General features: G+C 61.0%; 17 protein-coding genes and 1 pseudogene. 14 read left to right on the top strand and 4 right to left on the bottom strand.

Translation table 11 applies throughout. The annotated features are described in order from the left end of the window. Positions 1-4 precede the first annotated feature (4 nt). The 5 genes from leuS to EV700_RS14565 all read left to right on the top strand — a co-directional run bounded on the left by leuS (position 5) and on the right by EV700_RS14565 (position 5,375). The gene (gene leuS / locus EV700_RS14585; RefSeq protein WP_242610280.1) at positions 5-2,683 is read left to right on the top strand and encodes a leucine--tRNA ligase; all 2,679 of its coding nucleotides are present in this window, start codon (positions 5-7) and stop codon (positions 2,681-2,683) included. A 1-nt stretch (position 2,684) separates the two neighbouring features. Continuing rightward, the gene (locus EV700_RS14580) at positions 2,685-3,185 is read left to right on the top strand and encodes an LPS-assembly lipoprotein LptE (protein WP_130415111.1); all 501 of its coding nucleotides are present in this window, start codon (positions 2,685-2,687) and stop codon (positions 3,183-3,185) included. After that, positions 3,182-4,195, top strand: coding sequence for a DNA polymerase III subunit delta (gene holA / locus EV700_RS14575; protein ID WP_130415109.1), 1,014 nt, complete (start codon positions 3,182-3,184; stop codon positions 4,193-4,195). The genes EV700_RS14580 and holA overlap by 4 nt, the downstream gene beginning before the upstream one ends. Continuing rightward, complete coding sequence (locus tag EV700_RS14570) at positions 4,182-4,448, top strand: hypothetical protein (RefSeq protein ID WP_130415107.1); 267 nt, start codon at positions 4,182-4,184, stop codon at positions 4,446-4,448. The genes holA and EV700_RS14570 overlap by 14 nt, the downstream gene beginning before the upstream one ends. A 78-nt stretch (positions 4,449-4,526) precedes the next feature. Continuing rightward, positions 4,527-5,375 carry a class I SAM-dependent methyltransferase gene (locus EV700_RS14565; RefSeq protein ID WP_130415105.1) on the top strand — a complete coding sequence of 283 codons (849 nt, stop codon included), beginning with the start codon at positions 4,527-4,529 and terminating at the stop codon, positions 5,373-5,375. A gap of 63 nt (positions 5,376-5,438) precedes the next feature. Here the strand turns inward: EV700_RS14565 and EV700_RS14560 are convergent, their stop codons facing one another. After that, on the bottom strand, positions 5,439-6,722 hold the full coding sequence (locus EV700_RS14560) for an alpha/beta fold hydrolase (RefSeq protein ID WP_130415103.1): 1,284 nt from the start codon (positions 6,720-6,722) through the stop codon (positions 5,439-5,441). 205 nt (positions 6,723-6,927) lie between these two features. Here EV700_RS14560 and EV700_RS14555 point away from each other — a divergent pair, with 205 nt between their 5' ends. Beyond that, on the top strand, positions 6,928-8,181 hold the full coding sequence (locus EV700_RS14555; RefSeq protein WP_207224694.1) for a glutamate-5-semialdehyde dehydrogenase: 1,254 nt from the start codon (positions 6,928-6,930) through the stop codon (positions 8,179-8,181). Between the two features lie 8 nt (positions 8,182-8,189). On the opposite strand, the gene EV700_RS14550 is transcribed toward EV700_RS14555, so the two are convergent. Together EV700_RS14550 and EV700_RS14545 are read right to left on the bottom strand one after the other, a co-directional pair. Continuing rightward, a complete protein-coding gene (locus tag EV700_RS14550; RefSeq protein WP_242610284.1) occupies positions 8,190-9,596 on the bottom strand; it encodes an ATP-binding protein in 1,407 nt (468 codons plus the stop codon). Then, the gene (locus EV700_RS14545) at positions 9,596-10,264 is read right to left on the bottom strand and encodes a response regulator (RefSeq protein ID WP_130415099.1); all 669 of its coding nucleotides are present in this window, start codon (positions 10,262-10,264) and stop codon (positions 9,596-9,598) included. The genes EV700_RS14550 and EV700_RS14545 overlap by 1 nt, the downstream gene beginning before the upstream one ends. Before the next feature lie 145 nt (positions 10,265-10,409). On the opposite strand from EV700_RS14545, the gene nadD reads away from it, so the two are divergent. The 8 genes and pseudogenes from nadD (at position 10,410) to EV700_RS17275 (ending at position 17,068) form a co-directional block, all read left to right on the top strand. Beyond that, positions 10,410-11,078: a nicotinate-nucleotide adenylyltransferase gene (gene nadD / locus EV700_RS14540; protein ID WP_165391499.1), complete on the top strand. Its 669-nt coding sequence runs from the start codon at positions 10,410-10,412 to the stop codon at positions 11,076-11,078. After that, a complete protein-coding gene (gene rsfS, locus EV700_RS14535) occupies positions 11,056-11,412 on the top strand; it encodes a ribosome silencing factor (protein WP_130415095.1) in 357 nt (118 codons plus the stop codon). The genes nadD and rsfS overlap by 23 nt, the downstream gene beginning before the upstream one ends. After that, positions 11,412-11,879 (top strand): 23S rRNA (pseudouridine(1915)-N(3))-methyltransferase RlmH, encoded by a 468-nt coding sequence (gene rlmH / locus EV700_RS14530; RefSeq protein WP_130415093.1) that lies wholly within the window; start codon positions 11,412-11,414, stop codon positions 11,877-11,879. Before rsfS ends, rlmH begins: the two co-directional genes overlap by 1 nt. 6 nt (positions 11,880-11,885) lie before the next feature. After that, entirely contained in the window at positions 11,886-13,829 is a 1,944-nt protein-coding gene (gene mrdA / locus EV700_RS14525; RefSeq protein WP_130415091.1) for a penicillin-binding protein 2, read from the top strand. Further along, the gene (gene rodA, locus EV700_RS14520; RefSeq protein WP_130415089.1) at positions 13,826-14,974 is read left to right on the top strand and encodes a rod shape-determining protein RodA; all 1,149 of its coding nucleotides are present in this window, start codon (positions 13,826-13,828) and stop codon (positions 14,972-14,974) included. The genes mrdA and rodA overlap by 4 nt, the downstream gene beginning before the upstream one ends. Before the next feature lie 12 nt (positions 14,975-14,986). Next, positions 14,987-15,997, top strand: a complete 1,011-nt coding sequence (mltB, locus tag EV700_RS14515) for a lytic murein transglycosylase B (protein WP_130415087.1) — start codon at positions 14,987-14,989, stop codon at positions 15,995-15,997. A gap of 483 nt (positions 15,998-16,480) precedes the next feature. Then, positions 16,481-16,780, top strand: a pseudogene (locus tag EV700_RS17280) (septal ring lytic transglycosylase RlpA family protein); the annotation flags it as partial. Between the two features lie 57 nt (positions 16,781-16,837). Continuing rightward, positions 16,838-17,068 carry an SPOR domain-containing protein gene (locus tag EV700_RS17275; RefSeq protein ID WP_242610283.1) on the top strand — a complete coding sequence of 77 codons (231 nt, stop codon included), beginning with the start codon at positions 16,838-16,840 and terminating at the stop codon, positions 17,066-17,068. Between the two features lie 59 nt (positions 17,069-17,127). Here the strand turns inward: EV700_RS17275 and EV700_RS14505 are convergent, their stop codons facing one another. Beyond that, entirely contained in the window at positions 17,128-18,372 is a 1,245-nt protein-coding gene (locus EV700_RS14505) for a DUF445 domain-containing protein (RefSeq protein WP_130415083.1), read from the bottom strand. Between the last annotated feature and the right edge of the window lie 33 nt (positions 18,373-18,405).

Here is an 18,405-nt window from a genome sequence, read left to right as displayed (position 1 = left end):
AGATATGACAACCGCCACGGCCATGCAAGAACAGTACTCCCCGCACGAGATCGAACCCCAGGCCCAGTCCGACTGGAACGCCCGTCAGGCCTTTGCCGCCGTTGACGGCAGCGACAAGCCGAAATACTACTGCCTGTCGATGTTCCCCTACCCGTCCGGCAAGCTGCACATGGGCCACGTGCGCAACTACACCATCGGCGACGTGCTGTCGCGCTTCAAGCGCATGCAGGGCTTCAACGTGCTGCAGCCGATGGGTTGGGACGCCTTCGGCCTGCCCGCCGAAAACGCGGCGATGAAGAACAACGTCGCCCCGGCCGCCTGGACCTACAGCAACATCGACTACATGAAGCAGCAGCTGAAGTCGCTGGGTCTGGCCATCGACTGGACGCGCGAAGTCACCACCTGCAAGCCCGAGTATTACCGCTGGGAGCAGTGGCTGTTCACCCGCCTCTACAAGAAAGGGGTCATCTACAAGAAGAGCGGCGTCGTCAACTGGGACCCGGTGGACAACACCGTGCTCGCCAACGAGCAGGTCATCGACGGCAAGGGCTGGCGCTCCGGCGCGGTGGTCGAGAAGCGCGAAATCCCGATGTATTACTTCGGCATCACCCAGTATGCCGAGCAGTTGCTGAACGACCTCGACCAGCTGGAAGGCTGGCCGGAACAGGTCAAGACCATGCAGCGCAACTGGATCGGCAAGAGCTACGGCGCGGACATCGTCTTCGACTATGACGAAGCCAGCATCGGCCAGACCGGCCAGCTGAAGGTCTACTCCACCCGTCCCGACACGCTGATGGGCGCGACCTACGTCGCCGTCGCCGCCGAGCATCCGCTGGCCACCCTCGCCGCCGCCAACAATCCGGCGTTGCAGGACTTCATCCATGAGTGCAAGGGCGGTTCCGTGGCCGAGGCCGACATGGCCACCATGGAAAAGAAAGGCATGGCCACCGGCCAGTTCGTCATCCACCCGCTGACCGGCGACAAGCTGCCGGTGTTCGTGGCCAACTACGTATTGTGGGGCTATGGCGAAGGCGCGGTGATGGCGGTTCCGGCGCATGACGAGCGCGACTTCGAGTTTGCCCACAAGTATTCGCTGCCGATTAAACCTGTTTATCGTCGAATCGGCGCTATGGTTGATAAGGTGCCGGGTGAACGCTCTACCGCTGATGAAATTGACGAAAAGGTTGATCCAAGTGCTTGGCACGACTGGTATGCCGCAAAAGATGAGCTGATGTATACCGTCAACAGCGGCAAGTACAACGACCTGACGTTCAATGCTGCTTTCGACGCCATCGTTACCGACCTCGAAGCCAAGGCCCACGGCACAAAACGCACCCAGTTCCGCCTGCGTGACTGGGGCATTTCCCGCCAGCGCTACTGGGGCTGCCCGATTCCCATCATTTATTGTGACAGCTGCGGCGACGTGCCGGTGCCGGACGACCAGCTGCCGGTGGTGCTGCCGGAAGACGTGGTGCCAGACGGCGGCGCGTCCCCGCTCAAGCGCATCGACGCCTTTGTGAATTGCGCCTGCCCGACCTGCGGTCAGCCCGCGCGCCGCGAAACCGACACCATGGACACCTTTGTCGAGTCCAGCTGGTACTACGCCCGCTACGCCTCGCCGCAATGCGACACCGGTATGGTCGACAAGGCCGCCGCACAGCAATGGCTGCCGGTGGACCAGTATATCGGCGGTATCGAACACGCCATTTTGCACCTGCTCTACGCCCGCTTCTTCCACAAGCTGATGCGCGACGAAGGCCTGGTGCAAGGTGACGAACCCTTCACCCGCCTGCTGACGCAGGGCATGGTCATTGCCGAAACCTATTACCGCGATCTGGGCGAAGGCAAGAAAGACTGGATCAACCCGGCTGACGTCACCCTGACCAAGGATGACAAGGGCCGCATCCTGTCCGCCGTGCTCACCACCGACGGCCTGCCCGTGGAAATCGGCGGCATGGAAAAGATGTCGAAGTCGAAGAACAACGGTGTTGACCCGCAGGCGCTGATCGACCAGTTTGGCGCGGACACTTCCCGCCTGTTCATGATGTTCGCCGCCCCACCCGACCAGTCGCTGGAATGGTCCGACGCCGGGGTGGAAGGCGCCCACCGCTTCCTGAAACGGCTGTGGAAAGCCGTACACAGCCATGTGCAGAAGGGAGCAGCGCCCACACTGAACGTCGCCGAACTGGACGACAACAGCCGCGACCTGCGCCGCAAGACGCACGAAACCATCGCCAAGATCACCGACGACTACGCCCGTCGTCTGACCTTCAACACTGCCGTCGCCGCTGTCATGGAACTGCTGAACAGCATCCAGAAGTTTGAAGCCGCCAACGGACAGGCGCTGGCCGTGGAACGTGAATCGCTGGAAACCGCCGTGCTGTTGCTGGCCCCGATCGTGCCACACATCAGCCATGCGCTGTGGCAGGCGCTGGGGCATGAGGATGTCGTCAACGCCGCCTGGCCGGTGGTCGACGCCAATGCCCTCGTCCGCAACACGCTGGAACTGGTGGTGCAGGTCAACGGCAAGTTGCGCGGCAAGATCCAGGCCGCCGCCGACGCTGACAACGCCACGATCGAACAGCTGGCGCTGGCCAACCCGGATGTGCAACGCTTCCTCAACGGCCAAACGCCCAAGAAAGTGATTGTGGTCAAGGGCAAGCTGGTCAGCGTGGTTGTCTGAGATGACAGCCCCGCGCTTCCTGGGCACGATACTGCTGGCGCTGAGCCTCGGCGCCTGCGGCTTCCACCTGCGCGGCAGCTACGCCATTCCGCCGGAGCTTCAACGCCTCAATGTGAGCGCACCGGGCAACAGCGCCCTCTCCCAACCCTTGCGGGACGCCCTGAAAACCGCCGGGATTTCACTGGACTCGGGCAGCTACACCCTGACGCTCACCACGGAAAAGCTGACCAAGCAAACCAGCAACACCGACGGCCGCGCCAAGGTCGCTGAATACACGCTGCTGTATGACGTTCGCTACCGCATCAGCCGCCCGGACGACGCCGAACCCGCTCCCGAGCAGAAACTGTCGCTGCGGCGCAGCTACCAGTACGACACCACCGCCATTGTCGGGAAGAGCGAGGAAGAAGAAACCCTGATCCGCGAGCTCTACGCGGATGCCGCCCAGCAAATCCTGAGACGGCTCAGCTTCTTCAAGCCTGCGCCAACGCCTTCTTCCCCATGAAATGCGACGCCCGCGCCCTGCCCCGGCAACTAAAGGTTCTCAAGCCTGTCTACGTCATCCACGGTGACGAGCCGCTGCTGGCGCAGGAGTCGCTGGATGCGCTGCGCGCCGCCGCCCGCAAACAGGGATTCACCGAGCGCGACCGCCACGATGTGGGCAAAGAGTGGGACATGGCGCTGCGCAGCTGTGACACTTTGTCGCTGTTTGCCGACCGCAAGATTCTTGAACTGCATGCCCTGAACAAGCCGGATGCCGCCGCCGGCAAGGCGCTGGACGCCTTCCTCAAAAATCCTCCCGACGACATCCTGTTGCTGATCGTACTGCCACGCCTGGATGCCGCAGCGCAGAAAGCCGCCTGGTTCAACCGCTGCGATGCGGTCGGCGTCACGGTCAGCTGTCAACCGCTTACCAGCCGGGAACATCGCGATTGGCTGGTGGAGCGGCTGGGCCGCCAGCGGCTGACCGTGACCGAGGATGCCCTGACCTGGCTGGCCGGGCAGACCGAAGGCAACCTGCTGGCCGCCGACCAGGAGGTGCTGAAACTGCACATGCTGTTCGGGGAAGGAAGCATTGATCTGGCGCAGGTCCAATCCGCCGTGGGCGACAGCGCCCGCTTTACCCTGTTCGATCTGACCGACACCGCGCTGGCGGGCGATGCCGCCAAGACGGCGCGTATCTTTTTCAGCCTCAAGGCCGAGGGACTGGCCGAAAGCCTGATCCTGTGGACACTGTCACGCGAGATCCGCTCCCTGCTGGCCTTTGCCGAAGGCCAACAGCAAGGCACGCCTCCGGCGCAACTGTTCCAGCAATTGGGTATCTGGGCAAAGCGTCAGGGACTGGTCAGCGCGGCGCTGCGCCGCCTGCCGCCCGCCACGCTCAAGCGCCTGAATAACGAGCTGATGGAGGCCGACCTGGCCATCAAGGGCCAAAGCCCTGACAGCGCCTGGGATATACTGCTGCGCCTCAGTCTGGACCTGGCGGGAGTGCGCCTGTTCGATGCCGTTATCTGACCCGGAATTCCGTCGTCTGTCCCGTCTGGTATACCGTGACGTGGCGGTCGATACCGTTGGCAACCTGCTGCTGTGCCTCGGCCTGTACCTGGCGTTCAGCGAGGGCGCGCGCGGCTTCCCGCTTTGGCTGCAAAGCCCGGCCATCAAGGCGGCGCTGATCGCTACCGGCCTGATGAACCTGCGCTTCCTCGGCAACCGTATCCGCCGCCTGCGGCAATGGCAGGCCGAACGACGGGAGCGCGACAACCCCTGAGTCCTCCCGCCGGCTTGCCATTCCCCGGCAACTGGTGAATGATGCCCCAACCGGAAAACAGACAAGAACATAACCCGCATGAAAGAAGACCAGGATACCTCCAGCATTTCCTTCACCGCCCACTATACCGGCTTTGTCTGGTATCGCTTCGGCCTGTCGCATCCGGCCTTCGCCACCCGTCAGGGCTGCGCTTATTTCCAGTTCCTGCGCCCCTTTGAAGTGGCCGCGCGCAAAGTGATCGGCTCGGATATCAAGACGACGCTGCTGCAACGTCATCACCTGATTGACCATGAGCTGGAACAGCTGATCGGGAAATACCCTGACATCCAGATTGTGGAGCTGGCCTGCGGCCTGTCTCCGCGCGGCTGGCGCTTCCACCGCGACCATCCGTCCATCACCTATGTGGAAGCCGACCTTCAGGAGATGGCGGCCCGCAAGCAGGCCCTGCTGCGTGAGCTTCACTCACTGGACGAACGCCACACGGTTCAGGTCTGCAATATCCTGATCCAGGACGCTCCGGAAAGCCTGGAATCCTTGCTGAAGCGCGAGCTGGATCCGGCCCGCCCGGTGGTGGTGATTACCGAAGGCCTGGTCAACTATTTCCGGCTAGAAGAAATCAGCGGCTTCTGGTCGCGGCTGGCGAAAGTCCTGCAAGACTTTCCCATGGGTTTCTATCTCACCGACATTTATCCGCAAGTCACCCGCCACCGCTTCTTTCACTGGATCCAGATGGCGAACAAGACCCTGAAGCTGTCGTCGCGCAGCAACTTTACGATGCATTTCGAGCAGCCCGAGGAAGCGCAATCCTGCCTGCAGCATTGCGGCTTCGATACCGTGACCGTCTTCAACCCGGACGAAACGCCCGGTGACCGGTTGCCGAAAGCGGACGGAGGCTCGCTGGTCTGGGTGATCCGCTCGGAAATCTGAATCCTGACTCGCCCAATAAAAAGGCCGGACAATGTCCGGCCTTTTTATTGGGCGTCGGGTCACTCAGGGCGCACCGGTCGGACGAACGCCGGAGTGCGGCAGCGGCGTGCAGTACGCGGGGTTGTCCAGTAGCTTCTTCAGCTCCTCGGCGATGGCGAAGCTGCCATGCAGGAAGAAGCAACGCAGCCAGCCGTCACCCTGATCAATCACCATCGTTTCAATACGCAACGGCGAATCCGGCAGGCACAGGATCAGGTCCAGCGTATGCTCGCGGACAGAAAGCAGCGGGTGCTCGTGGCGCAGCAGGCAGCCAAAGAAGTTGAGATCGACAATTTCCACCGGCGAGTCAATCTGCGGCATGCCGTCCAGATGCGAAAAACTGACCACCTGCCCCGCCTGGTTGTGCGGGCGGTAGCGCAATTCACCCCGGCGATCCATGTTCAGGCATTCGTCGCGGGTGAGGGTGTCAATACCGGGCACCTGGCCGACATCTTCATTGCGCAAGAAAGCGCTGAACATCGACACCGACTCCTCGCGCTTTTCCAGTTGCGGCACGTGGTCGGAGCCGCGAACCAACGCAAAGGTGGCGTTGGGGCAACGGGTCGCGTACAGGGCATTCTCATACGGCAGCGTGAAGCTGTCGTAGTCTCCCGTCGCCACCAGCGTCTTGCAGGTCGGATAACCCAGCACTTCCTCCACCTGCAACAGGCGATTGGCGTTGATGCGGTAGCGCGCCTGTTCGTTTTCGGAGAAGTTCTTCATTTGACGATGGAACAAGCGACGTGTGATGTCGCTGATGCCGGTTTCCTTCAGGCGGGCATGGTTCACCAGGTACAACACCACCGCCTGGCCGAACTCATCCATCCGGCCCTCATCCAGCACCTTCAGCGACACTTCCAGCAGCATGCGCCACGACTTGCGCGGGCGGGTCAGCGTGCCGGTCAGGATCAGGCGGTCGATACGGTCAGGATGCTTGAAGGCGTAGGTGCCGGCCACAACCGAGCCCAGGGACAACCCCATCACCGACACCTTGTTCAGTCCTTCGTGCTCCACCCACTGGAACAGCAGGTCGGCCAGGTCTTCCAGCCCCAGTTCGGGGGCCAGCTGGCTGTTGTTGCCCAGGGACGGCAGGTCAATCAGGATGACCGGCACAACCTGCAGCACTTCTTCCACGCAGAACTTGTAGGAATTGAAATTCTGGAATGCGCCGCCCAGCACAATCAGCGGGTCGGCGGTACATCCTTCGGGTCCGGCAAAGGCCAGATAATCCACTCGCCAGCGTCCAATCATGGTGACGCGAGGCTCTTGCTTGAGCGACTGTCGGTGATAGGTTTCAAAAACCGGCATGCATACCTCTGTTATTTTTTATTTCAGCCCGCCAACTCAGGGGGACAGGTTTATCAGATTATGCCCGGATGCTACAACGAAAGCCTTACCGATGGTACCTTTTGGACCTTGAGCTGTTTTTTTTGTACAACAAAACAACGATATTCGCCCGGCCTCCGGACTTGCGTATAATTGACCGATTGACCTCTAAGAGATTAAACCCCTGATGGACATCGATGCCTACATGCAGAACCTGGGTGAGGCAGCCCGCAATGCATCCCGCGCCATGGCACGGGCGCACACCAACGCCAAGAACGCCGCGTTGCAAGCCATCCATCGCGCTCTCGGCGAGAACCGCGACATCATCCTCGCCGCCAACGCCCGCGACATGGAAGCGGGCCGCGCCGCGAATCTGGAGGCGGCGCTGCTGGACCGGCTGGAGCTGACACCCTCGCGCTTCGAAGGCATGCTGGAAGGGCTGCGCCAGGTCATCGCCCTGACCGATCCGGTAGGCGAAATCACCGATCTCGCCTACCGCCCCACCGGCATCCAGGTCGGCAAGATGCGCGTGCCGCTGGGCGTCATCGGCATCATTTACGAATCCCGTCCGAACGTGACCCTGGAGGCGGCCGCTCTCTGCCTGAAATCGGGCAACGCCACCATCCTGCGCGGCGGTTCGGAGGCCATTCACTCCAACAAGGCCATTGCGGTCGCCATCCAGTCGGGACTGGCCGTATCCGGCCTGCCGCCGACTGCCGTGCAGGTGGTCGAAACCACGGATCGCGCCGCCGTCGGCCGGCTGATCACCATGCCGGAATACGTGGACGTCATCGTCCCGCGCGGCGGCAAGAGTCTCATCGCCCGTATCTCGGCCGAAGCCCGTGTACCGGTCATCAAGCATCTGGACGGCAACTGCCACGTCTATATTGACCGGGAAGCCAACCTGAACAAGGCGGTCATCGTGGCGCTGAACGCCAAGACCCATCGTTATGGCGTCTGCAACGCCATGGAAACCCTGCTGGTGGACTCGCCGATCGCCGGAGAAGTGTTGCCGCAACTGGCGCAACTCTATGCCGACAAGGGTGTGGAACTGCGCGGCTGCCCGCGCACCGCCGCGTTGCTGGAGTGCAAGGAAGCGACCGAGCAGGACTGGTATGAGGAGTATCTGGCGCCGGTGCTGGCGGTCAAGATTGTCAGCGGCATCGACGAAGCGATCGAGCACATCAACAAATACGGTTCGCACCACACCGACGCGATTGTCACCGAGAATTTCACCAAGGCCCGCCGCTTCCTGGCCGAAGTCGACTCCAGCTCGGTCGTGGTCAATGCTTCAACCCGTTTCGCGGACGGTTTCGAGTACGGACTGGGTGCGGAAATCGGCATTTCCACCGACAAGATCCACGCCCGCGGCCCCGTTGGACTGGAAGGCCTGACCTCGCAGAAATGGGTTGTGCTGGGCGACGGCCACATCCGCGGCTAAAGCCTCCCTCAGGCGCCGGGGGCCTCCTCCCCCGGCGTTACCGGTAACAATACGCTGACGGAAAACCCGCCCGCCAAACGGTTGGCGAAACGTATTTCCCCCCGGTGCAACCGGACAATCCTTCCCACAATTTCCAGACCCAGTCCGGTCCCCTGGATATCGCGGGGCGCCGCCCGTACAAAACGTTGACTGATCTGGGACAACTTGTCTTCCGGAACTCCCGGCCCCGAGTCTTCCACCTGGATCATCAGGCCTTCCCGTTTCAGGGACATGGCTATCCGGATGGATCCGTTCTCGGGCGTATAATTCACAGCGTTTTCCAGCAAGTTGCGCACCAGAACGGCCAGTAAATCAGCCTGCCCGGGCACGGATGGCAAATACTCGCCCGCCTCCATCACCAGCTCCAGCCGCTTCCCTTCCAGGACGGGACGGAATTCCTGCACCAATTGCAGGACGATATGCCGTAAATCAACGGCCGCCACCTCCATCACCAGCGCGTCGGACGCGTCCAGCCTGGCCATCATCAATAATTGCTGGACGACGCGGGTGTTGCGATCGACACCCAGAATCACCTTTTCCAGACTGCGGTTCTTGCGCTCGGCATCCGGGTATTGCAGGGCGTTCTGCGCATGCAGCCGGATGATGCTCAGGGGTGTCCGCAGTTCATGGGCGGCGTCGGCGATAAAGGCGCGCTCGCGCTCAACCCCCTGGGTCACCCGGTCAAATAAGTGATTGATGGCTTCGGTGACCGGCCGTATCTCCTCCGGCTCGTCATTCAACCGGATTACCTGCAGGTGATCGAGGCGACGCTCACTGATATTCCGGCGCAACTCCTCCAGCGGCGACATGTCGCGCACCAGCCGCTGACGCAACAGCACGATGGAGACCAGCAAGCTGGCCAGCAGCCCCACCAGCAGCGAGGCCGCCACATTCAGCGAAAGTTCGCGACGGATATCGGTCCGCTCCCCCACCATCAGCCAATACCGGTTCGACGGCAGGTACGTGGTGTAGACATGCCAGACCTTGCCATCGCGACGGGCGATCAGAAAGCCGGGCTTCAGCTCGGCAAAGGCCTCTTCCGGCGCACTGACGCTGCGGAAGAGTTGCAGTCCCTCCGCCGACCAGACTTGTACCGCCACTTTTTTGGTGTAGGAGGTGTTGTAAGACTCCTCGTCGCTCTCGGTGGGCTTGGGCTCCCGGGACAGGGCCTGCTGCAGCAACGGCCAGTCATGGTCATGGGCCGGCAGCGACAACATGCCCGCCAGCACGTGCGCTTCTTCCACCAGTTGGGCGTCGAACATCTCATCAATTTCATGCCGGGCGGTAAAGAATCCGAGCACGACGCTGATGACCAGCGCCAGACCGATGATCAGCAGGAACGAGCGGGTCAGTCGCGCCTTGATCGAGTTCATCATCACGGCTGCGGTCCGCCTTCCACCATGTAGCCCACGCCGCGCACGGTCTTGATCAGTTCGGGATACAGCTTCTTGCGCAAATGATGAATGTGTACCTCCAGCGCATTGCTTTCCACTTCTTCGGACCAGCCGTACAGACTTTCCTCCAGCTGGGATTTGGAAAGGATGTGACCGGCATGCATGCATAACTCCTTCAGCAGCAAAAACTCGCGACGCGACAGCACCACCGGAGAGCCGTCGCATAAGACCTGATGATTTCCCGTATCCAGAACAATCCTGCCGATCGACAACTGGTTGGATGGCCGCCCGGACGCCCGGCGGGTCAGTGCGCGGACACGCGCCATCAACTCGGCCAGATCAAACGGCTTCAGCAAATAATCATCCGCCCCGGCGTCCAGGCCCGCCACGCGGGCATCCAGGGCGTCACGCGCCGTCAGGATCAGGACCGGCAAAGGCGTCTGGCGGGCGCGAATCCGGGCCAGCACTTCCATGCCATCCATGCGCGGCAGCCCCAGATCCAGCAGCAGCAGATCAAAGTCGCTGGCCTCCAGCGCATGCAGGGTGGAAACTCCGTCCTTGTACCACTCCACCACGTATCCCTGCAGGGCCAGCGCTTCCTGCAATCCTTCGCCCAGCAAAATATCGTCCTCAGCCAACAAGATGCGCATAGGATGCCTCCCCGGTTCAATAAGACTGACCTTAACCGATCATGCGGCCCCCGTCACGACCACGCAGGCAAATCCCGGCCGCCGCCTACCTTGTCTGCGCCACCGCCCTGCGCTAGGCTGGCCTGAATCGGACAACGGCTATCCCATGACACCTCTGGCTTACCTCGGCGGCTCTTTCGATCCCGTGCATCAGGGCCATCTGCACACCGCGAAGGAACTTCTGCGGCGCTTCCCTTTCGAGCATCTGACACTGCTGCCCGCCGCCCGATCGCCGCTGAAGGAAGCAGGCACACCGTTCCGCCATCGCCTGGCCATGCTGCAACTGGCGATCGCCGGAGAGCCGCGTCTCGCTGTGGACGATCGCGAGGCGCGCCGGCCACCGCCGTCCTTTACCATAGACACCCTGGCCGAGCTGCGCCGCGAGTCCGGTCCGGAACGGCCGCTCGTGTTCATCATGGGCCTGGACAGCCTGCTGGCGATCAACCGTTGGCATCGCTGGCGGGAGCTGACCGCTTTTGCCCATCTGCTGGTGGTCACCAGACCGGGCTGGCGCGCCGATTTCGTCGGAGAAATCGCGGAATGGCTGGCCGCCCATAGGGCCGACGACCCGCACATGCTAGAATGCGCGGCTAATGGCCGCATCCTGCTGGCCGAAACCACCCCGCACGCCGTCAGCAGCACCGCCATCCGCGCCGCGCTGCATCAGGGAGCCGCACCCGAATCGCAGCCCCTTCCGGCGGCGGTGGCCGGTTATATTCGCGAAAACCACTTGTACGGAGTCTCTCCCCCGCATGAATCCCGCACTGACTTCTGAGGATCTGGTCAAGGTCGTCCAGGACGCCCTCGCCGACATCAAGGCCCAGAACGTATTGACACTCGATGTCCGCAAGCTGACCGGCCTCGCCGATTACATGGTCATCGCCAGCGGCACCTCCACCCGTCACGTCAAATCCCTGGCCGACAACGTTGTGGTCAAGTCCAAGGAAGCCGGCGTCCGCCCGCTCGGCGTCGAGGGTGAACGCGATGCCGAGTGGGTGCTGATCGACCTCGCCGGCGTCATCGTCCACGTGATGCTGCCCGCCACCCGCAAGTTCTATGATCTGGAACGCCTGTGGACGGTGCCCGAAGGCAAGACCGCCGAAGCCTGATGCGCATCCGCTTGCTGGCTGTCGGGCAGAAAATGCCCGACTGGGTCACCGAAGGCTATCAGGAATACGCCAAGCGCCTGCAGGACGATGTCCGGCTGGAACTGGTGGAAATCCCGGCCGCCAAGCGTGGCCGCAACCATGAAGTCGAGTTGTGGAAACGGCAGGAAGCCGAGGCGCTGCAAGCGGCGATCCATCCTTCCGACCGCATCGTGGCGCTGGATGTGCTGGGTAAGCCGTGGTCCACCGAAGACCTGCGCGACCGCACGGCGCAATGGCTTCAGGGCGGGCAGAACATCGCGCTGCTGGTCGGCGGGCCGGATGGGCTGGATCCGGAGCTGATCCGCATGGCCAGTGAACGCTGGTCGCTGTCGGCGCTGACGTTGCCGCATCCGCTGGTGCGGATTGTGGTGGCGGAACAGATTTACCGCGCCTGGACCCTGCTGAAGGGACACCCCTACCACCGCTGAGCGATCATGGCCCCGAAAAAGCACCTCAAGGACAGCCAGCTTGAAGCCGCCCTCTTCCGGCGGCGGGCGCAAGTGGCGGGCCTGATGGTGTTTCTGGCCTTTTCACTGCTGATTGTCCGCTACGGCTGGCTGCAGATTGTGCAGCATGAACGCTACCAGACCCTCTCCGACAATAACCGCATCAAGCTGCAGGCGATCGCACCGCCGCGCGGCTATATCTATGACCGCAACGGCGTACTGCTGGCCGACAACCGTCCGGCCTTCACCGCCACCCTCAACCGAGAAGAAGCCAGGGACATCAACGACACGCTGGTACGGCTGGCGCCGGTGCTGCAGCTCAGTCCCGACGATATCCAGCGCTTCCGCACCCGGCTGAAGACCGCCAGCCCGTTCGAGAACATTCCCGTCAAGATCAACCTCAGCGAGGCTGATATCGCCCGCTTCGCTGAAGTGCGTTTCGACTTCCCCGGCATTGATATCGAGGTCAAGCAGGAACGCTACTATCCGCATGGCGAACTGTTTGCGCATGCCTTGGGCTATGTCGGCCGTATTTCGGAAGATGAGGCCGGCAAGATCGATCCGGCGGTCTACAGCGGCACCGATCTGATCGGCAAAACCGGCATCGAGAAGTTCTACGAAAAACTGCTGCAGGGTCGTCCCGGCTATCAATACATCGAAGCCAATGCCCACGGCCAGATGCTGCGTCCGCTGGACCGCACCGCCCCCACGCGCGGCGATGATCTGGTGCTGCACCTCGACTACGGTCTGCAAAAGCTGGCCACCGAGCAACTGGCCGGACGCCGCGGCGCGATCGTGGCCATCGACCCGGACAGCGGCGGCGTCATGGCGTTCGTCAGCTATCCCAGCTTTGACCCCAATGCCTTTGTCGACGGAATTCCTTACAAGCTGTATACCGAATGGCGGGACCATCCTGACAGGCCGCTGTACAACCGGGCTTTGCAAGGCATCTATCCGCCCGGCTCCACCATCAAGCCGTTCTCGGGTATGGGCGGGCTGAATTACGGACTGGTGGACTGGGACTTCAAGATCAGCGATCCCGGCTATTACCACCTGCCCGGCGACACCCACATTTTCCGCGACTGGAAAAAGAATGGTCACGGCACCGTCAACCTCCACAAGGCGATTGAACAGTCCTGCGATACCTACTTTTACCAACTGGCCGCCCGCATCGGCGTCGACCGCTTCCATGACTGGATGCAGCAATTCGGCTTCGGCCAATTGACCGGTATCGATCTGGTCAGTGAAAAGAGCGGAACCCTGCCTTCCACCGCCTGGAAACGCAGCAAACTGAAAGCTCCGTGGTATCCGGGGGAAATGCTGTCCGTCGGCATCGGTCAGGGTTATTTCACCGTTACGCCGCTGCAACTGGCCATGGCGACCGCCATCATGGCCAACAAGGGCCGCCATATCACGCCACACTTGCTCAAGAGCGTCACCGGTCCCTTTCCTTTTACGCCGGCCAACCAGCCGGACGGCCATGTCGCCTTCAACGGCAATCCCGTTGAATGGGATCGCATGCACGACGCGATGAAGGCGGTCGTTCATGGCAACGGTACCGCCACCAGCCTGCGGCGCGGGCTGGAAGGCTACGAAATTGCCGGCAAGACCGGAACCGCCCAGGTCAAGGGCATCAAACAGGGTGAAAAATACAGCGAGGCCCGCCTCGACCCGCGCCACTGGGACCATGCCTGGTTCATGGGCTTCGCGCCGGCGGACAAGCCCAAGGTGGCGCTTGCTGTGCTTGTGGAAAACGGCAAGCACGGCGGCAGCGCGGCCGGCCCCATCGCCCGCGCTATGTTCGATTATGTCGTTCACGGCACGGTTGCTCCCGCTCCGAAAATCATGCCCCCGGTCGAGAGTACACTCCCGGCGGGAGCCGCCGCCCCCACGACCCCGCCCCCGGTCGCCGATCCCGGAGTCATCGAGTGAACGACCAGAACCAGTACCGCTTCCAACGGCAGGCTCCCCAGGACGGCTCCCGTTTCACCGGCCCCTCACCGCTATGGGCGCGCCTGCATATCGATGTCCCCTTGCTGGTTGCCTTATTGCTGACGGCGGTGATTGGCCTCATCGAGCTTTACAGCGCCACAGGCCGGAACTGGTCATTGCTGCTGAAACAGGTTGCCAGTTTCGGCATGGGTATCGCCGTACTGCTGTTCATGGCGCAAATCCCGCCACGTATTTACCAGGCCTTCTCGCCCTGGCTTTTTGGCGCGGTGATGGTACTGCTGGTGATGGTGGCCCTGTTCGGAACGGTCGCCATGGGCGCGCGGCGCTGGCTCACCATTCCCGGCGTCACCCGCTTCCAGCCCTCGGAGTTCATGAAGCTGGCCATGCCGATGATGATGGCGTGGTATCTGGCGGGACGACCGCTGCCGCCAACGCTGAAGGTTGTCGCGCTATCGCTCATCCTGATTCTGGCCCCGGCGCTGCTGATTGCGCGCCAGCCCGACCTCGGCACCGCCATCCTCGTCAGCGCCAGCGGATTTTTTGTCCTTTTCCTGGCGGGGCTACCCTGGTGGCTGATGCTGCTGGGGCTGGGCAGCGCCGTCGCGATCGCCCCGTTTGCCTGGCATGCGCTCCATGATTATCAGAAGCAGCGCATCCTGACCCTGTTCGATCCGGAGGCCGACCCGTTGGGCACCGGCTGGAACATCATCCAGTCCAAGACCGCCATCGGCTCGGGCGGACTGCTGGGCAAGGGCTGGCTGAAGGGATCCCAGGCCCATCTGGAGTTCCTCCCGGAAGGCCACACCGACTTCGTGATCGCCGCCTATTCCGAGGAGTTCGGACTGATGGGCATTCTGGTGCTACTGGCGCTTTACAGCTTCATCCTGACCCGCTGCCTGTATATCGCCACCACTGCCACGGACTCCTACAGCCGCCTGCTGGCGGGCTCCATCGCCCTTTCGTTTTTTGTTTATGTCTTTGTGAACGCCGGAATGGTGAGTGGTATAGTCCCCGTCGTCGGCGTTCCCCTGCCCTTCATCAGTTACGGTGGCACCGCCATCATCACCCTGATGACCGGTTTCGGCATGCTGATGTCCATTCATACCCATAAAAAGCAGCTGTAACAGGATACCTTCATGATGCCTTTCCGCTTCCTTCCCGCACTGCTGTCGCTGCTGTCCGTATCGCCCGCCCATGCCGGGGATTTTGACCAGTACGAAGAACTGCAAGCGCTGATCGGCAGTCTGGAAAAGGAAGGCGTTTATCCGCCCGGTGAGTTGACAGCCGTTTTCACCAACGTCAACCGCCAGGACAAAGCGCTGGAAGCAATCGGTCGCCCGGCCGAAAAGACCCGGGAATGGAAAAGCTATCGCCCCAACTTCGTGAATGACGAGCGAATTCGCAAGGGTGTGGACTTCTGGAACAAATACAGCACGGAACTGGACGCAGCGTCGCGCCAATTCGGCGTGCCGCCGGAAATCATCGTGGCGATCATCGGGGTAGAGACCAAATATGGCGGCAACAAGGGCAGCTTCAGGGTGCTGGATACATTGTCCAGCCTCGCCTTCGATTACCCGCCGCGGGCTCCGTTTTTCCGCAAGGAGTTGCGCACTTTTCTGGTGCTCGCCAAAGAGCAGAAGCTCGATTTGCTCAACACCTACGGTTCCTATGCCGGAGCGATGGGCTTCCCCCAGTTCATGCCGTCCAGCTGGCGCAACCTGGCCGTGGATTACAGCGGTGATGGCAAGACCGACCTGATCAACGATCCCGTGGATGCTATCGGTTCGGTGGGCAACTATTTTCTGGCCAACGGTTGGAAAAGCGGGGAGCCGGTCGCGGTGCGCGCCCGGATTATTGCCGACAATTATGACGAGGCCAGCACTACCGAGCTGAAAACCACCACCACGCTCAATGACCTGGCGTCCAAGGGATTAGCCCCGCGCGACGGCGATTTCCCTCCTGACTCCGCCGTGGCGGGGTTACGGTTGCAGGGTGAAAACGGTGCCGAATTCTGGGTCGCGTTCAACAACTTCTTTGTCATCACCCGCTACAACCGCAGCCACCTTTACGCCATGGCGGTTTACCAGTTGGCCGAGTCTATCCGGGCGGCCCGATCCCCCGCCGCGCCGTCGCCGACAGCTTCTTGAAACGATATCTATTTCAGACTGTTTTTCATACTTTGTTGCAATTTTGGCACGCTTTAAGCATATTGAAATTGTCTAATTCATGACCGAATTTAGACAAGCCAGGAAAAAACAGGTAGGATGCCTGCATCGCCGCCCAGCAACACCAATAAAAAAACGGGCAAATTCGTTCAACTACATGTCTAGGAGTCAAAACCGATGACATATCAAAATCCGCTGATTCGTGCGGGTGTTGGCCTCCTCGTTGGCGCTGCCCTTGTCGCCTGTAGCCATACCCCACCCCGTGCAGCCGGCAATGCTGCAGGTTCTCCGGCCAAAATCGCCAAAGGCGATTATGTGGTCAATGAGGATGGCCCTCCCGCCTATCGCCTGTCCGAAAAGGAACTGGCGATGCTGCAGGACGCCGTACCCGTGGATGAGCCGATGAGCCGCTATGGCAACACCAGTCCGTATACCGTTCTGGGTGAGACGTATCATGTCATGGCCAGTGCCCAGAATTTCCGCCAGAGCGGCCGCGCCTCCTGGTATGGCAAGAAATTCCACGGCCAGCGTACATCCAGCGGTGAACGTTACGACATGTACAGCATGACCGCCGCTCACAAGAACCTTCCCATTCCGTGTTATGTGCGCGTCACCAACAAGGACAATGGCAAGAGCGTTATCGTGAAGGTCAACGACCGTGGTCCGTTCCATTCCGACCGCATCATGGATGTCTCCTTCGCCGCTGCCGCCAAACTGGGCATGCTCGACAACGGCACCGCAAACGTCAGCATCGAAACCATCAATCCGGCCAAGGTTCTGAAAGAACAAACCATTATCGCCAAGGCCGAAAAGCCGGCCGAAATGAAGTTCTTTGTTCAGGCCGGCGCCTTTGGTAATCGCGACAACGCTACCGCCCTGCAGGCTCGCCTGCTGGAGCTGGCCAGCCTGCCGGTGAACATCCAGACTTCGGATGACCCCATGCCGGTACATCGTGTCCAGATCGGCCCGTTCGATGACGAAGCCACGGCCGAGAAAACCACTCGCCTGTTGCGCGAGGCCGCTGTCGGCTCGCCGATCATCGTCAAACGCTGATCCCTCAGGCAATAAAAAAGGGCGGAATATCCGCCCTTTTTTATTGCCGCACGCCGGGCCTACTTGAAGCCCAGCATCAACTGCAGCCAACCGGCCAAGGCGCCGGTCACACCGCCCAGCACCACCAGAATCCACTCATCCTCCCGAAAGGCCGGGCGCAACAGGTTCTGGAACTCGGTGGGAGTCAGTTTCTTCATCCGCTCCAGAAACAGCTCATTGACCTTCTCGGCTCGGCTCTCATTCAGACCCGGATCAGAAATCGGCCCCATGGTTGCTTCAATCGACTTGTCGATGATGGTGTCCTTCAAGCGGGCATACTCCTCCCAGCCCATGGTCATCTGGATGGCGGTCCGGACCAGCGGACTGTCCAGCATCTTGCTGACATGACGCTTCACCACTTTGCGCGTCTTGTCCGCTTTTGGCCCGAACATCATCTCGGTCATGATCTGCTTGATGGTGAACAGCTCACGGGTACTGATATGGGCGAAAACTTCTGAAACCTCTTTTTGACGGCGCATGAATGCCCCATGCCACGTCCAACCCAACACCGGAATGCGCTTGGGTTCGATCGGATTGAAAACCATCCAGATGGCGATCCAGTTGGTCAGCAAGCCCCAGAAAGCCGCCCAGAACACCAGCGTCCAGTGCCAGGGCACCACCAGCCAGACGCCCATCTGCACGCAGCCAAAGAACGCACCGATGGCGGCACTGATGTGCCAGATGAAATCAATTTCCTTCTGCCCGACACGCAGGAACATCCGCACCATCAGTTCACGATCGTTTTCCATCTGCCGGACAACCATTTCCCGCATGTCCACCAGATTCTCGACGTTGAAGGTCAACTCCGTCACCAGGCTGTCCATGACCCCGGGAACTTGCTTGCGCACATGCTGGTAAATACGGCGCTTGATCGCCATGGGCAGGTTTTCCCACAATGTGGCGTTCCGCTCCGACATCACCTCGTCAATCAGTTCTTCCACGTTGTCCATCATGGATTCACTGATGAACTCGGCCATTTCATCCGGCTTCATCTCCCGGAAGAACTCATCCAGTGATCCGATCTTGGACAACGACTGATCCACCAGGATGCCCGAAATCTTCCCTGCCTTGCGTGGAACAATGCCTTGCCACCCCAGCGGGATCGGCCCCAGCTTCACGCCGATAAAACGGATGGGATAGAACACCATCTTCAACGCCATCCAGACGTGTATCCAGGTTACGAAGGAGGCCACCGGCGCGATGGTAATGAATCCCCAGAAATCGGGTCTGGAAACCAGTTGCTGCCAGAGTGAGACGTCAGTCATAAATAAGGCTGCCTTTCGGGTTGATCATGATCC

Source organism: Fluviicoccus keumensis (genome assembly GCF_004217445.1).
GTDB classification, from domain to species: Bacteria; Pseudomonadota; Gammaproteobacteria; order Pseudomonadales; family Moraxellaceae; genus Fluviicoccus; species Fluviicoccus keumensis.
Note: the sequence above shows the minus strand (reverse complement) of the source record. Positions and strands in the feature narration are given on the sequence as shown.